A 15,297-nucleotide genomic window follows, 5' to 3' on the forward strand; every position below is an offset into this window, starting at 1 on the left:
TTAACTGCCATTTCCACTAATGCCACTTTTACAACCGCTTCTTCGAAGCGGCTTCGGTTGAACATTGTCGGAAAATTCAGTCTTACAAGACGGTTTTCGCTCTAGAAAGAGCCACGTAAATGGCTCTGAACTATCCCTGCCAGTGACGACGGCGTCCGGTATCAATATGAATAAAACCACTCTTCGGGTAATAACCCACACCTCCTGAACGCATCGCGACTGCGGCTTTGTGCAGATGACGGTGCGACACACCAGGAATACGAATATCAATCGCTTTACCCTGCATATGCATACTGCCTTCAGCAACACCCCCAGAGTGGCGGCGCAGGTCAGCATTGGTTTTCGGAGCACGATAGGCGGAAACCACATACAGCGGTTCTTTGGAGCCAAACATAGTTTGCAGATGATAGAGCTTTTCATACAGGCGGCGTTGCATGGCCATCGCTTGATTGGCCCGGTGGTCGCGCATCAGCAGATCAATTTGTTGTACTTCGTCATCAACAAACTGGCCATCTGCCCAGAAGGTTGCCTGCAACGATTCGCCTGTGTGGATGTTGTACAGCCTGAGCGTACGTTCCGCGGCAATTTTCTGGTCGTGTTTAAATTGTTCTGCAAAGCTGAGCTGGCTGGTACCGACCAGGGCAGCAGCACTACTGGCTCCGGCGATTTGTTTCAGAAACTGACGACGCGCTGGCATCGGACTTCCCCGTTACATCAATTAACATTGCGATATTGCGGCAGTATGCCTAATACAGGGGGTCAGCTGTCGCTTATCTTGGGCGTGTTCTGGGAAAAAGTCTTCAATGTCATTAATGACATGAAAACTTGTGTAACCCGCTGTCGCAAACGGCCTTCTGTTGATTGGTTTGTAAATATTGATTCAGAGGCTGACTGCCGGATTGGTGGGCGCAAGACCAGCAATCAGATCACGCTTATACACATCGTCGCGCATGTGTAGCCGGCCGTCTTCATCGACCCAGCTGGTCCAGTACATCAGATAGACGGGGACTTTCTCATGTAAACGGATGCGCGTCGTGCGGTTCTGATCAATGGCATTATCGATATTCGAACGGTGCCAGCCTTGTTGGCCGCGCAACAACTTTTCTGCCAGTAAGCGCGGTTTTTCAACCCGTACACAGCCAGAACTTAATGCCCGCTTATCCAGGCTGAACAGCTGCGGCTGTGATGTGTCGTGCAGATAAATATCTTTATCATTGGGAAACAGGAACTTAATGGTGCCCAACGCATTATCCTTGCCGGCTTTCTGAATCAGGCGATAAGGGAAATAGCGTGCATTGAGTTTTTTCCAATTGATGGTTTTTGGATCGATAAACTGATCAACACCATTCACCTGTTGAATCACCTGATACCCTTTCTGGTGCAGGTAGTCGGGATTGCGTTTGAGTTTTGGCAATAAGCTGGTTACCGCAATACGGCGTGGAACCGACCAGGTTGGCGCCAATTCCAGGGTGCTGATCTGTTGCACCATCACCGGAGTACGGCGTTGCAGATTACCAATAATTACCTTCATATCGATTTCAGCGGAATCGCCATCCATTAGCTGCAGCCTGTAGTCCGCCATGTTTACCATCACATGGCGTTGAGCCAGATCGCGTGGCAGGTGGCGCCAGCGTTTCATATTCAGTGCGATCTTTTGCGCAACCTGATAAGGCGGTACGTTGAGCTGTTGCAGTGTTGCCTTGTCCAGAGCACCGGTCGCATCCAGATTATGACGCTGTTGGAAGTTTTTCAGCGCGTCGCTTAACGACTGATCCAGCAGAAATTCCGCACGATGCAGATCGTACTGCGCATTTGCTGCCGGCGATAAGGTGCGTTCAGTCGCATCCTTGAATAACCACGACAAGGCACCTTTTGGCAGATCACCGTACTGGCTGAGCATCCAGCGCATGTGTGGCACCAAGCGATGGCGGTCGCCTTGTTGCAGTGTCAGATTCTCATGCAGTGGATACCAGCGTCCGCTGTTAGCGATCTCACGGTAGCGATTCAATTCGTTGCGCAGGCGCAGGTAGCCGGGATGAGACGGCGTCAGGTTATCCACCAGATTATCCAGGTCATTATTGGCGATGGCCTGATTCAGCAAATCGACAATTTGTTCCTCACTGATCTGACTTGCCAGCGTATTCCCCTGGCTGAGTGCCACTTTACGGATCGGATGGTCACCTTCACCGGTATCGGGTAGCAACTCCGAGTTCAGTGCCTGTTTGGCGTAGGTGACAAAGGCATCTGTCAACAGCACTTCGACTGCGGTGGCTTGCTTGGGAATATTGGACAGACGACTGGTTTCGCGTTCCAGTGTTGCCAGTTCGTAGCCATAATGACGCCAGTCATCGGCAGCAGTCTCGCGCAGTACCTGCAGCAACTCCTGACCAGCCTGAGTCAGCTCGTAACTGTCCATCCAAACGGGCTGGTAGTCGCGACGCAGATAGAAAGGTTCGATGGAACGAACGTGCTTCAGGCGCACGTCTCCCGCCACACGTCGTGCGGATTCAATTAACCAGTGCTCCATATATTTTTGCGCCACCTTGGGTGGCATATATGGCTTGGTATTGATGCTCGCCGCCAAAGCCGCAAACAGAAGCACCATGCAGGCAATGGCGATCCAGCCAGTGGCACCGATTGCTCGATTGGTTTTTGACGTTGGGGTTAAGGTATCCATGCGACAAAGTATGGACGGCGATTTGCCGAAATGTGACACGAATCGCGCTACTGTTTACAAATATTTGTAAGCGTGTGCAACAAAACAGGGGTGTCAGATAAAAGTTTCTATATAGCTCAATGAGTTAGCGAGGGACTTTGTAACTCGTTGAATTACGACGAATTTTCGTCAAATACGAATTTGGTGCCGGAATTCATGGCAATTTTTGCCCTGTTCATCCCAGCTGATTTCCTCCAGCAGAATTTGTCGCTCAGAAATGCTGATTGCACTGAAACAGCGCGTGCCATAGCTTGGTGTGTGAATAAACTGACTTGAGAGCATCTTTTCCCAGATAAAGGGCACGCCCGTGGTTGGTAACTGCGCATCGTCAAAAGGTTCGCGCCGACTGAGCAGGCTACCGGGTATCTCACTCGTTGCATCATGATTGCTCAGCCATTGTTGCAGCTGTTGCTTCGCCAGCAGGGTTTTAGGCCAGGGCGTATCGAGATGGGCATTGCTCAAACCATAATGACCACCATTGAGTATTTCAGCCTGAAAGTGTGGATGATTGTGGCCGTACCACAGCTGCTGGCCGTCGAAACACAACAAGTTAAACAAGCCGTATTCAGCAGCTTTGTCAGCGAGCGCCATCATGTATGACTCGGCGGAATCGTCAGACGTCAGAAAGTCGAGTACCAGATGACCGCGGGATCGCGGGTTTTGTGGCCCCTCTCCGGGCGCGCGAATATTCGTGAGTGCAGCGAAGCGGCGGTTTTGGGTTACGCCCAGCCAGGTACCGCCTTGTTCAAGGTCCTGACCAGCAAATAGGCCTGGGTGCTCTGGCCACTCCGCCATGGGCGCGGCGGGGCGTTTAAAAAATTCATCGCGATTGGCGGCAACAATTAACTGTTGTTGCTGCGGTTGCCAGGCAAAACTGATCAGGCACATCAGCGGCTTTCTTGCAGACTTTTATCGACGGCTTTTTTGATCGCCCAGTCGAACACAAACGGACCAAATGGCAGGATCGCGGCCAGTACCCCGGCAGGCATACCCCAAAGCGGGAATTTCACCCGATGTGCCGTAAACAGCAATACCATGAGCTGATCCGGCAAACCGCACGGCTTCGTTAACGCCCATCATATATTTCAACGGCATAGCCACGCCCAATAACAGCAGGAACGACATACCTTCGAGGAAGCCGATCTGGGTCAGGGTACTGAGGGGATGATTGGACTTAAGCATAAACAGACATGACAGCGGTAACGGGATTCTTCAGGATTCTGCACGATTTGTGTTACAGCGCCAAGTATTTGCAGCCTGGGCGGCATCTGAGCGAGCTGTACGTCAGACAGTGCCGCGTTTGTTGGCAGCGCAGACAGATAATAGCTCGAGTGTGGTGCGGTTTGCTCCAGTCTTGCGACCGGAGCCATACCCATATTACTGCTCGATCAGATAATTAAAATACTGATCGCGCAGGGTACGCTTCTGCAACTTGCCGGTGGCGGTATGGGGCAGTTCTGCGACAAAAATAACATCGTCCGGTAGCCACCACTTAGCTACCCTAGTTTCCAGGTACTGGTGAACATCCTCTTTGGTTAAGTCGGTATGTTCGTGTTTTACGATGAACAGCAGTGGCCGTTCATCCCACTTCGGATGTTTAACACCAATCACACAAGCTTCGCTGACATCAGGGTGACCAACCGCGGCGTTTTCCAGATCGATGGAAGAAATCCATTCACCTCCCGATTTGACCACGTCTTTGGCGCGATCAACAATTTGTAGATAACTGTTGCTATCGATCACGGCAATATCACCGGTATCGAACCACTGGTTGCCATTGTTGTCGGTAAAGAAAGACTCTGGTTTTTCGTTTTTAAAATAGGCGTTTAATACCCAAGGGCCGCGCACTCGCAAATAGCCACGGCTCTCACCATCGTGAGCAACCGTATTATCCTCGTCATCAAAAATTTCCAGCTCGATACCAAACATGGGTTTGCCAGCGGTGGTTTGTAAACGATAACGTTCGTCATCCGTCATCGACTGCATGGCTTTGGTCGGCGACCCCAGGGTTGCCAGAGGCGATGTTTCTGTCATGCCCCATATCGGTAATAAATAGACGCCGTATTCTTTATCCAGAGTCTCGACCAGAGAGCGCGGCGAGGCCGAACCTCCCACGCCGACGGTTTTTACTGAATCCATGCGCAGGTTATTTCGTTTCAGGTAATCGATTAACCCCAGCCAGACGGTTGGTACACCCAGCATTAAATCGATGTCGGCCAGTTCTATTAATTCATGCAGGCTTTTACCGTCCATGCCTTCACCCGGTAATACCAGAGTGGCACCGGACATCGGAGCGATATACGGCATGCCCCAGGCGCAAACGTGGTACATCGGCACAACCGGCATCACCACAGTATCGGAGCTGATATTTAATGCATCTGGATTGCGGCTGGCGTACGCATGCAGCAGGGTTGATCCATGGGAATATAAAACGCCTTTGGGATTACCTGTAGTGCCTGAGGTATAACATAAACAGGCGGCGGTATCCTGAGCCAGTTGTGGCCAGCTGAATTCCGTCAGCTGTGTTGTTACATCGGAGGAATTAATCAGAGTTTCATAGCAGCTGACGTTCGGTAATGATGTTTGCGGCATCTTGTCTTCGTCGATCAGCAGAACAAACCCTTTAACAGACGTCAGTTTGTCGGCGATCGGTTCCAGCAGCTGAGCAAAACAAGCATCGAGGAAGACATAGCAGTCTTGCGCATGATTGATAATGTACTCGATTTGTTCTGTGTAGAGTCGCGGGTTGACTGTATGACAGATCGCACCGATACCGGAGATGCCGTAATAACATTCGAAGTGGCGGTAAGTATTCCAGGCCAGTGTTGCGACCCGGTCGCCCGGTTGAATCCCCAGTTGTTGCAGTGCAATAGCCAACTGCTTTGAGCGCTGTAGCGCATCGCGATAATTATAACGATGGATACCACCTTCTAATCGGCGGCTGATAATTTCGCGCGTGCCATGATGGGCTGCTGCGTATTCCAGTAAATCGGAGATAATCAGCGGTTGAGTCATCATATTGCCAGCAGGCACCGTCGCAACACTCGGGGCAGACATAAGCAAAGTCCTTTGCAAAGAAAAGTTTAATTGCAGAATAAAAGGCAATAATAGTCGCGGCAACCTACTTTGCTGCTGTCAGCGGGCAATTGCTGTTTTTGGCATAAAAAATCCCGCATAAACCTTATTTATGCGGGATTTACCGGGAGCGGTGAGTCTTTATTAGCGCTCAATCGCCAGTGACACCCCCATACCCCCACCAATGCACAGAGTCGCCAGCCCTTTATTCGCATCCTGACGAATCATTTCGTGCAGCAGTGTGACCAGAATACGGCAGCCTGATGCACCGATCGGGTGACCTAAAGCAATCGCACCACCGTTTACGTTTACTTTGCTGGCATCCCATTCCAGCCCTTTGTTGACCGACAGAGCCTGTACAGCAAAGGCTTCGTTGGCTTCTACCAGGTCCAGATCTGCGATGCTCCATCCCGCCTTTTGCAGACATTTTTTGGTCGCCGGAATAGGGCCTGTACCCATAATTTCCGGATTAACGCCAGCGTTTGCGTAAGCTTTAATGGTCGCCAGGATTGGCAGCCCCAGTTCTTCTGCTTTGGCACGAGACGCCAGTAATACCGCGGCAGCACCATCGTTCAGCGAAGACGCATTACCCGCCGTCACGGAGCCATCTTTTTTGAATGCCGCACGCATGCCAGCCAGCTTTTCTTCCGTGATTCCGGCGCGTGGGTTTTCATCGGTATCGAAGACGATATCGTCGCCACGACGTTGTGGAATTACAACCGGGGTAATCTCGTCCTTGAATTTACCGGCTTCGATGGCTGCCAGTGCTTTGGCCTGGGAGGCCGCAGCAAATGCGTCTTGCTCTGGTCGGTCAATCTGATATTTGTCAGCGATATTCTCGGCTGTAATGCCCATGTGGTAATCGTTGAAGGCATCCCAAAGGCCGTCTGAAATCATGGTGTCCACCATGTTCCAGTGTCCCATGCGTTGACCGTTGCGTGAGCCTGGCAGAGCGTGAGCGGCATTCGACATGGATTCCTGACCACCGGCAATGATGATTTCAGCATCACCGCATTTTATTGCTTGTGCTGCCAGATGCAGCGCCTTCAGGCCGGAACCGCATACTTTGTTAATGGTCATCGCCGGAGTAGTATCTGGCAGACCGCCTTTGATCGCAGCCTGACGGGCAGGGTTCTGACCACACGCGGCGGTCAGTACTTGCCCCATCAGTACTTCATCAACCTGCTCTGGAGCGATCTCGGTTTTTTCCAGCAGCGATTTAATAACCACAGCACCCAGATCGCTACCGGAAATACTGGCCAAAGAACCACCGAAGGTACCAATGGCCGTGCGGGTTGCGGCAACAATAACTACGTCGTTTGACATTACGTCAGTCATGCTTCACTCCAAATGAGATAATTAAGGGACACTGTTACCCATAGCACAGGGTTTATTACAAAAATAATCAGCGATCCTGAAAACTCAGGAATGATACTGGTATTTCGTCAGAAGTAGTATGGATTGTCAGCTTAGGCCATTACCACTTCTGACACATTGAGCGCGCCTTATGGCATCCGGAAATGGATTGGACAAAAGCCAACTAAAAAAGAACCGGGCTCTTTTAACCGTCATAACAACTGAAAAGATGCCCGGAAAGCAGAGTGCTTTTAGGGAAGATGCTAACCGGCAGTCTCATTCCGGCCTGCCGTAAACGTGTGATCAGAAACTGTAGACGAAGGCGATGCCCAGTTCACGATCGGTATTTTCGTTCTCGTCCGGTACTTCCTCTACGTATTTAAATTTGTAGGTGATTTTGGTCGCCAGGGCGCCAATGATTTTGCTCTTTAACCCGGTTTCAGATTTGTACGTGGAGTTGTCTTCGCCAATATCGGCGGTGAATTCTTCAATGAAAGATACCCCCTCGCTGATTTCCCAATCGAAGTTAGCGGCCAAGTGCAGGATGGAATCTTCGTTGACATCACCGCTTTCTTTTAATTTATCACGGCGATAACCCGGTGCAGCCTCAAGCGACAGATTCATCTTTTCTTCTTTGATGACGCGGTAACCATAACCGACTGAGAATACGCTTTGGTAGTCGAAACCACTGAAGCGATCGCGTTCCTGAGTGGCATCAATTGCCAGGTAGGAATGCTCACTAAAGTTACGATCGAGTTTGATCGCAGCATTGTATTTCTCTTTCGAGGTTACGTTTTCCTCTTCGCTGGTCAGTGCGGACAGTTTAAGAAACTTATCCCAGTTTTTGCCGATGTGCTTCAGCTCAAAAGCGCCATTGGTACTGCGGGTATCGGTGTTACCGGAGGTATCGATAAAACCCAGCTCCGCAGAGCCACCCCATGGAGACTGAGGAGTCTCTTCAGCCGCGAACGCAGTGCCAGCGGCCACTAATAACGTAGAAATCAGAATTTTTTTGCGCATAACAGGCCCTTATTGAATGGGTCACGTACAGAATGATAGTTGCAGGTTAACGACCGTATGGTGAACGAACAACCGGCCATTAGGTTGATTAAACAAGGTTTTACAATAATTCCGGAATAATCCTGGCCTTATGGCAACGCATTGTTCGATATCTGGCATAAAACTGCCGCCTGCAGTGAATCCAACTGGTGTAGAGTAACAACTCTGAAATTAATTTATGTGATGAGTTTGATTTGTGAGAGACGCTATTCTCAGCGCACCCGTTGATAACGTGTTGTACCAGCTGACCAAACCGATGGTGATTGGCATTCTGGCGGTATTTTTTTTCCAGCTGGTGGATACCTATTTTATTTCGTTGCTGGGTACTGCTGCTCTGGCCGCTGTCGGGTTTGCCATGCCGATTACCCTGTTGGTTATGAATTTGTCGATCGGGCTTGGTATTGCTGCCTCTGCCATTATTGCCAAGGCCTTTGGTGCCGGAGAGGAGCTGGTAGCAAAACGAGCAGCAATGGCCGCCCTTATGTTGAGTGTGGTGCTGGGCCTACTCATCAGTATTGTCGGGCTTGTGGTCAACGATTATTTGTTCCTGTCATTAGGTGCCTCAGAAGATCTGTTGCCGGAAATCTGGAACTTTATGTTGTGGTGGTGGCCGGGTTCTGTGGTGATGTTAGTGATGATGGTACAGAACAGCTCGATGCGGGCCATTGGAAATACCAGGCTACCGTCACAAATGATGCTGGTGGCGGCGATGCTTAATGCGGCACTGGATCCGCTGCTGATTTTCGGTTTCGGTCCCATTCCGGCGATGGGGGTGGGTGGTGCTGCGCTGGCAAGCACGCTGTGCTGGTTGATCGTATTGACGGTGATTATGACTAAGCAGCGGCGCTCGGGTTTTCTGAGCCGTCATGGTATGACCTGGGAACACACGATAGCACTGTGGCAACGAATGCTGTCGCTCGGTATTCCGGCCATGGTGACCAATATGATGGTACCTGTTGCTGGCGCCATCTTGTTGGTTATGGTCGCCCCACTGGGTGAAGAAGCCGTGGCTGGTTTTGGTGTGGGTATGCGTTTAGAGCCGTTTGCATTAGTTGTAATACTGGCGCTGACGTCGACACTTCCAACGTTTGTTGCCCAGAATCATGGCGCGCACCAGGACGAACGGATTTTTCAGGCATTATTTACCAGTTTTAAATTTCTACTGATTTTGCAGGGGGCAATTGTTGCGATCTTCTGGCTGACAGGCCATTGGTTGGCGCTGTTGTTTTCCGACGACCCGGCAGTGCAACAAACCATTATTGAATTTGTTCGTTGGCTACCGATTGGCTATTTCGGTATGGGGGTGGTTTTGTGTGTCAACTCTGCTCTGAACTCATTACAAAAAACCAGTTACTCGATGATTCTTAATGCTGCCCGTTTGTTCGTGTTTTACGTACCCGGCGCATTTTTGGGTTCGTATCTGATGGGGTACAGCGGCTTATTATTCGGGGCAGCATTGGGTAATCTGATTATCGGTCTGCTGGTCTGGCGCTGGGTGAAAAGAGTGGCCGATGGTGGTGATATCAATCTTGGTATTTCTCGCTTCTCTTTTAAAGACATTCAGCGCTGATATCTTGCTGCTGTTGATGCGGTCACTCAAAGATTTTACGCCGGCATCTAATGCTTCTGATGACAAATAAAGTGGCATAACGCATCATCACCAAAATTCGCACCTGAAAATCAGTACAGCTAAAAAGGAAACAACTGTGATTACTCTGTATCAGTTTGAGATGTCACCATTTTGCGACAAGGTCCGCCGGGTATTGAAATACAAGGGACTGAGCTATGAGACAAAGAATGTCAGCTTACAGCAGGTACAGTTTGGTTTTCTGAAGAAGCTGACTCCGATCGGTAAGTTACCGGTTTTAACGCTGAATGGAAGGAATATTTCAGACTCCTCAACCATCATTACTGAGCTGGAAAATCAGTACCCGGAAAAACCAGTATTACCGACGGATAAGCGACAAGCAGCTTTGGTTCACTTCTTTGAAGAGTGGGCAGACGAAGGGCTGTATTTCAACGAGGTGTATTTACGTTTTGTATTGCCTTCCAATGCCCCGGAATATGCGGCATTAGCCGCCAAAGAAGATAACGCTTTATTTGCTGCTATCGGAAAAATGGTAGCGCCAGGCATGATCGCGAAACAGGCTAAGGCTCAAGGCATTGGTCGCAAGCCTCTGTCAGACGTACTCACCGACTTAAAGAAACACTTTGGCCATTTGTCCGATTGGCTGGAAGAACAGGACTATCTGGTGGGTGATTCATTGACGTTAGCCGATATCTCAGTGGCCAGCCAACTGGCTTGCATTGTTGCGACACCGGAGGGAGGTGTTGTCGCAGCTGATTATCCTCGGGTATCTCAGTGGCTTCAAAGGGTGGAGCAGTTAACTGTCTGATTTAAAACACATGGACCCGGATATCATTTGAAATGGTTGTAGGTGTCAGACTGAAGTTCTTTTTGGTTGAACGGGAAAAATGGGCAGCATCCGCAAAGCCTGCCTGTAAACTGGCTTCGGTAAAGGGTACTCCCTGTAAGGTTAATAACAGGGCTTTGCGCATTTTTTCGAGTAACACGTAGTTTTTGATGGATACATCCAGCGAGTCTTTAAACACATGCGACAGGCGATCCGGGGAAATATTCAGCTCATCAGCATAGTCTGTGATCGGACTGACATCGGGTAACTCTTTGCGAATGCGCTGCGCTACGTACAACGCGCGACTATCAATTTTATGGCTAACGCTGCGATAGCCTGCGATTGATGTGAGCAGCTGAGCACAACCTTTGATAAAAGCACTGCTGTCTGCCTGACCTGACCGTGCTGCTGAAATCCAGCTGAGCTGAGCCAGCTCGGCATTGAATTCGATTTCGCGAATACTTTGATCGTTAATAAAACGATTGAGCGAGTGATATTCCATCGACAGCGGAAAATACTGCAGCGTAATAAAATCACAGTCACTGCTGATGATCACAGGTTGTGAACGTTTCACCACCGCATACTGAACGCGACAACGCTTGCCATTATCCTCTTCAATCTCAATTGAACCGCAGTCGAGTGCAATAAAAACGGTAATTCGCGCTTTAGTTTCGTTGCGATAACAGCCCGGAGAGAAAATACCAAAATAGAAGTCTTCCCAAACATAGACCTGGCTTGGGTAACTGGTCATGTTCTTCTCTCCAAGCTGCTGTTACATCATCATTCGAGCCTATTTTGTCGGATCAAACAAGCGATTTTTGATGGCGGCAAAGCAAATCGGATTGGCATATACGTGATGGCTCAGTCCCGGGTCGCTGCCCGGAGGTACGGTAACCAGGTCAGCAACATCAATCACGGGTACGGTGACGCCGACGGTCTGAAAATACTCGGCAGCCATTGAGGTATTATTAAACGGTACTGTGCCATCGGCACTGCTCGCACATAACATCATCGGCGCCTGAGGGATAAAATCGGTCAGTACCTCGTTACTGCGCAGCGCAATTCGTAATGGATGATGGGTATTTGAAAGGAAGTCATTCATATAATCCGGTTGCAAATACTGCTCTGCACTGGCAGGAAATAAGCCACCAAGAATCAGTGGAAAGACCTCGCTATCACCGGGAAACTTCTCCGCTACCGTGTCTGTGAATTGCGGCAGAAACACGTCCGCTATTTCATTGTAAATATCGCCATATATACGTTGGTAAGATTGCACCGTATAAGACAATAAAACGCCGGAAGCGATATTGCTGATTTCCGGATTCACACCTTCTAAAAAGGTATTTTCCAGCTTGTAAGGCCCCGCCATTGGCGCACTGGCCACCAGATTAAATTCTTCGTTATGGTTGGCTTCAATCGCCCGCTGAGTGGCCATTACCGTGTGGCCACCCTGTGAATAGCCTGCCAGCATCACCTTACCGGATAATTGCTCTGACTGCTCCAGTTCAGCCATGACTGTGCGCGCTGCCCGTAAGGCATCGATCATTGATTGGGCTTCGGTATCGCGGTGCAGATACGGATGATAGTTGTAGTCTGAAGTACCCAGGCCAATATAATCCGGGCTAACCACCACATACCCATGGGCGGCAAATAACGCCTGGTCAACAATGGCTTTTGCTGGGTCAGCTTCGCTGTAGGTGGTTAACGTACGGGTACCGTGTGCCTTAGCCAGCAGCGGATAAGGCCCTTCACAGCCAGGGCCCGCAGGCACAGACAATGCGCCTGACAAGATTACTGGTTCTCCGTTTACGCCTGTGCTGCTGTACTCAATCTGAAAAAGATCAACATCGCAGGCGGCTTGTCCTGTCAATGCGATCAGCCCCTGATCCGTCATCGCGCTATCGATGGCCTGTTGCGTCACGCTGGTGACGAGGGTGCTGCTGACCCGCTGTGGCTGAGGCTGTTCGTTGCCGGCTGAGTTATGGCTGTCATCACTGCCACAGGCTGAAAGCATCACTGTACCCGTAATGATACAAATGCATGCGATGGTTGATTCAAAGTTAAACTTCATACCCTGATTCCTGTTTTTATTTTGGGATTGGGCAGGGTAGCGAAGTGGCTGTCGGAGTTCTTGAACGCAGCTGCTATGGAGTCGAATCGGCGTTCTGCACGTTTAGCGAAGAATAAGAAGTGAATGAGCATTCATTTCTTTGTTGAACCTAAGCAGGAATAGTGATTCACTGACTTGGTCTTAAGCTGATCCGATCAACCCTGTGGCCTATCGCGAAACTGAACATACCAAGGCTAAAAAGGCCCATACCCGCCAGCGGTTGCTGAAAGCGGCCCGTGCTCAGGTGGCAGAGGGCGGCTTTGCAGCGGCGACAGCAGCGGCTGTGGCGCAACGCTCTGAAGTCGCGGCAGGCAGCATCTATCGTCATTTCCCGAATAAAGCGGAATTAGTGGCGGAGGTATTCCGTTACGCGACCGAACATGAAGTCGGGATGGTGTATCGGGCGACCCAAACAGATCGCAGCTGTGCTGAGCGTTTGCAGGCAGGAGTAACTGTATTTGCTTTGCGGGCGTTACAAGGCCCGAAGTTGGCGTATGCATTACTCGCTGAGCCAGTTGATCCGCGCGTCGAAGAAGAACGCTTAAAGTATCGTCTGGCTTACGCCGCAATTTTCGAAGATTTGATTCGTGAAGGCATGGCTGCTGGAGAGTTCGCTGAACAGGATCCTGAACTCACGGCGGCGGCTGTGGTTGGAATGTTATCCGAAGCATTAATAGGACCGGTATTTTTACAGCGTGATCAAGCGCTAAAAAATAGCAACGATCAGCACGATCATGGGTTATTGATTAACCAGCTTAATACGTTATGTCTGAGAGTTGTTGGCTGTCAGAAAAAATAAATACACTCTTTAATGAAACGATAAAAACCCGTGAGGAAACCGTTATGCGCCAAAAGCTTGAATCGGAGCTGGAATTTGATGCAGAAAAACACAAAGCGGCAGCGGAAACTCATCCGGTGTTTAATCAGCCCACCGCATTGGAAAACTATAATGCTTATACCAGCGATGTTGCGCTGCAATATTGGACTAAGGCATACGCTGGCGCATGGGCTGAAGAGCGTTTACAGCAATACGGAGCATTAGCCGGTGGCGAATTAATTGAGGCCGGTTTTCTCGCCAACGAAAACAAACCAACCTTTCAGTCACATGACCGTTTTGGCAATCGCATCGACTTAGCCAAGTTTCATCCGGCGTACCATGAGTTAATGAACTGTGCAATTGAAGCGGGTTTGCATTCGTTACCCTGGGTAGAAAAAGACTCAGAAGGCCATCGTCAAAAAGGTGCGCACGTTGCCCGGGCAGCCATGGAATACATGCATAATCAGGCGGATTCTGGATCGGGTTGTCCATTAACGATGACTTTTGCTGCGGTGCCAGCATTGCAGTATTCGCCTGAGGTGGCGAAACAATGGATTCCAAAAATTGTCGCTAAAAAGTACGACGGCCGTAATATCCCTTTTTACGAAAAAGCCGGTGTCACCATCGGTATGGCTATGACTGAAAAACAGGGAGGCTCAGACGTGGGTGCCAATACTACCCGCGCCTATCCGTTAACGGATGAGCTGGGTAATGGACAAGAGTATGAGCTGGTTGGTCATAAATGGTTTTGCTCTGCACCGATGTGTGATGCCTTTTTAATTCTGGCCTACACCGAAAAAGGTCTGTCGTGTTTTCTGATGCCACGCTGGCGCCCGGATGGCAGCAAAAATGCAATGTACATTCAGCGCCTGAAAAATAAGCTGGGTAATATTTCTAACGCGTCATCGGAAATTGAATTGCGAGGCGCGTATGCCTGGATGATCGGCGACGAAGGTCGCGGTGTTCGGACGATTATTGAAATGGTGTCGATGACCCGCTTCGATTGTATGGTTGGATCGGCTGCACTGATGCGCGGTGCCTTAGCACAGGCGATCCACCACACGTCTGGCCGAAGTGCGTTCGGCAATAATCTGCATCAGCAGCCATTAATGCAAAACGTCTTAGCAGACATGGCACTGGAATCCGAGGCGGCACTGGCAATGACCATGCGTGTCGGACATGCGTTGGATAATCTTGATGATGAACATGAAAATTTGTTCGCCCGCCTAGCCACAGCCGTTGGTAAATACTGGATCTGTAAGCGTGCACCACACTTCACGTATGAGGCAATGGAGTGCATCGGTGGTGTGGGGTATGTTGAGGACAATGTTTTGCCTCGTCATTACCGCGAAGCTCCGGTGAATGCCATCTGGGAAGGTTCAGGTAACGTACAGTGTCTTGATGTACTGCGAGCCATGGCAAAAGAACCTGCAGTGGTTGACGTTTTTATGAATGAACTAAAACGTGCTGCGGGTCACTACCCCGCTTACGACCAATACCTGGTTGCACTGCAGGCCGAGTTCGTTGATACGAGTACGCTGGAATACCGCTCAAGATCGGTGGTTGATAAGCTGGCCATTGCGTTGCAGGCATCGGTACTGATTCAGAAAGGTGAAAGAGACATTGCCGCTGCTTATGTCGGCTCGCGTATCATCCATAACGGTACGGTTAACCTGGGTACTCTGGGGACGGATGTTAACTGTGCTGCTATCATGAAGCGTGCTCAGCCACAGCTGTAGCCGTCTTCCTT

13 protein-coding genes are annotated in these 15,297 nt (G+C 50.0%); 4 read left to right on the forward strand and 9 right to left on the reverse strand.

The genetic code is table 11. The features are described from left to right. Positions 1–130: 130 nt before the first annotated feature. From MK185_15395 to MK185_15425, 7 genes are all read right to left on the reverse strand, one after another. Positions 131–697 carry a DUF882 domain-containing protein gene (locus MK185_15395; protein MCH2042013.1) on the reverse strand — a complete coding sequence of 189 codons (567 nt, stop codon included), beginning with the start codon at positions 695–697 and terminating at the stop codon, positions 131–133. Positions 698–880: 183 nt separating this feature from the next. Next, a complete protein-coding gene (locus MK185_15400) occupies positions 881–2,677 on the reverse strand; it encodes a L,D-transpeptidase family protein (GenBank protein ID MCH2042014.1) in 1,797 nt (598 codons plus the stop codon). A gap of 168 nt (positions 2,678–2,845) precedes the next feature. Continuing rightward, the gene (locus MK185_15405; protein MCH2042015.1) at positions 2,846–3,604 is read right to left on the reverse strand and encodes an NRDE family protein; all 759 of its coding nucleotides are present in this window, start codon (positions 3,602–3,604) and stop codon (positions 2,846–2,848) included. A 21-nt stretch (positions 3,605–3,625) separates the two neighbouring features. Beyond that, the gene (locus MK185_15410) at positions 3,626–3,898 is read right to left on the reverse strand and encodes a DUF3817 domain-containing protein (protein MCH2042016.1); all 273 of its coding nucleotides are present in this window, start codon (positions 3,896–3,898) and stop codon (positions 3,626–3,628) included. Between the two features lie 195 nt (positions 3,899–4,093). Next, the gene (locus MK185_15415) at positions 4,094–5,773 is read right to left on the reverse strand and encodes a long-chain-fatty-acid--CoA ligase (GenBank protein MCH2042017.1); all 1,680 of its coding nucleotides are present in this window, start codon (positions 5,771–5,773) and stop codon (positions 4,094–4,096) included. A 162-nt stretch (positions 5,774–5,935) separates the two neighbouring features. Continuing rightward, positions 5,936–7,129 carry an acetyl-CoA C-acetyltransferase gene (locus MK185_15420; GenBank protein MCH2042018.1) on the reverse strand — a complete coding sequence of 398 codons (1,194 nt, stop codon included), beginning with the start codon at positions 7,127–7,129 and terminating at the stop codon, positions 5,936–5,938. 321 nt (positions 7,130–7,450) lie between these two features. Further along, positions 7,451–8,167 carry a DUF481 domain-containing protein gene (locus MK185_15425; protein MCH2042019.1) on the reverse strand — a complete coding sequence of 239 codons (717 nt, stop codon included), beginning with the start codon at positions 8,165–8,167 and terminating at the stop codon, positions 7,451–7,453. 235 nt (positions 8,168–8,402) lie between these two features. Between MK185_15425 and MK185_15430 the strand changes: the two genes are divergently transcribed. Beyond that, on the forward strand, positions 8,403–9,776 hold the full coding sequence (locus MK185_15430) for an MATE family efflux transporter (GenBank protein ID MCH2042020.1): 1,374 nt from the start codon (positions 8,403–8,405) through the stop codon (positions 9,774–9,776). Between the two features lie 136 nt (positions 9,777–9,912). After that, a complete protein-coding gene (locus MK185_15435) occupies positions 9,913–10,602 on the forward strand; it encodes a glutathione S-transferase family protein (protein MCH2042021.1) in 690 nt (229 codons plus the stop codon). A 1-nt stretch (position 10,603) separates the two neighbouring features. Here the strand turns inward: MK185_15435 and MK185_15440 are convergent, their stop codons facing one another. Next, on the reverse strand, positions 10,604–11,371 hold the full coding sequence (locus MK185_15440) for a helix-turn-helix domain-containing protein (GenBank protein MCH2042022.1): 768 nt from the start codon (positions 11,369–11,371) through the stop codon (positions 10,604–10,606). A gap of 39 nt (positions 11,372–11,410) precedes the next feature. Beyond that, positions 11,411–12,691, reverse strand: coding sequence for a lipase family protein (locus MK185_15445; protein ID MCH2042023.1), 1,281 nt, complete (start codon positions 12,689–12,691; stop codon positions 11,411–11,413). A 202-nt stretch (positions 12,692–12,893) separates the two neighbouring features. Here MK185_15445 and MK185_15450 point away from each other — a divergent pair, with 202 nt between their 5' ends. Continuing rightward, a complete protein-coding gene (locus MK185_15450; protein MCH2042024.1) occupies positions 12,894–13,529 on the forward strand; it encodes a TetR/AcrR family transcriptional regulator in 636 nt (211 codons plus the stop codon). A 44-nt stretch (positions 13,530–13,573) separates the two neighbouring features. Then, positions 13,574–15,286, forward strand: coding sequence for an acyl-CoA dehydrogenase family protein (locus MK185_15455; GenBank protein MCH2042025.1), 1,713 nt, complete (start codon positions 13,574–13,576; stop codon positions 15,284–15,286). Positions 15,287–15,297 lie beyond the last annotated feature (11 nt).

The sequence above is a fragment of the Saccharospirillaceae bacterium genome (assembly GCA_022448365.1).
In the GTDB taxonomy this organism is placed as follows: domain Bacteria; phylum Pseudomonadota; class Gammaproteobacteria; order Pseudomonadales; family Oceanobacteraceae; genus Bacterioplanoides.

What these genes read in the sequence shown, in the direction of transcription:
- MK185_15425 (MCH2042019.1), bottom strand. Translation starts at nt 8,167, where the DNA reads ATGCGCAAAAAAATTCTGATTTCTACGTTATTAGTGGCCGCTGGCACT.
- MK185_15395 (MCH2042013.1), bottom strand. Translation starts at nt 697, where the DNA reads ATGCCAGCGCGTCGTCAGTTTCTGAAACAAATCGCCGGAGCCAGTAGT.
- MK185_15405 (MCH2042015.1), bottom strand. Translation starts at nt 3,604, where the DNA reads ATGTGCCTGATCAGTTTTGCCTGGCAACCGCAGCAACAACAGTTAATT.
- MK185_15400 (MCH2042014.1), bottom strand. Translation starts at nt 2,677, where the DNA reads ATGGATACCTTAACCCCAACGTCAAAAACCAATCGAGCAATCGGTGCC.
- MK185_15455 (MCH2042025.1), top strand. Translation starts at nt 13,574, where the DNA reads ATGCGCCAAAAGCTTGAATCGGAGCTGGAATTTGATGCAGAAAAACAC.
- MK185_15445 (MCH2042023.1), bottom strand. Translation starts at nt 12,691, where the DNA reads ATGAAGTTTAACTTTGAATCAACCATCGCATGCATTTGTATCATTACG.
- MK185_15420 (MCH2042018.1), bottom strand. Translation starts at nt 7,129, where the DNA reads ATGACTGACGTAATGTCAAACGACGTAGTTATTGTTGCCGCAACCCGC.
- MK185_15440 (MCH2042022.1), bottom strand. Translation starts at nt 11,371, where the DNA reads ATGACCAGTTACCCAAGCCAGGTCTATGTTTGGGAAGACTTCTATTTT.
- MK185_15415 (MCH2042017.1), bottom strand. Translation starts at nt 5,773, where the DNA reads ATGTCTGCCCCGAGTGTTGCGACGGTGCCTGCTGGCAATATGATGACT.
- MK185_15410 (MCH2042016.1), bottom strand. Translation starts at nt 3,898, where the DNA reads ATGCTTAAGTCCAATCATCCCCTCAGTACCCTGACCCAGATCGGCTTC.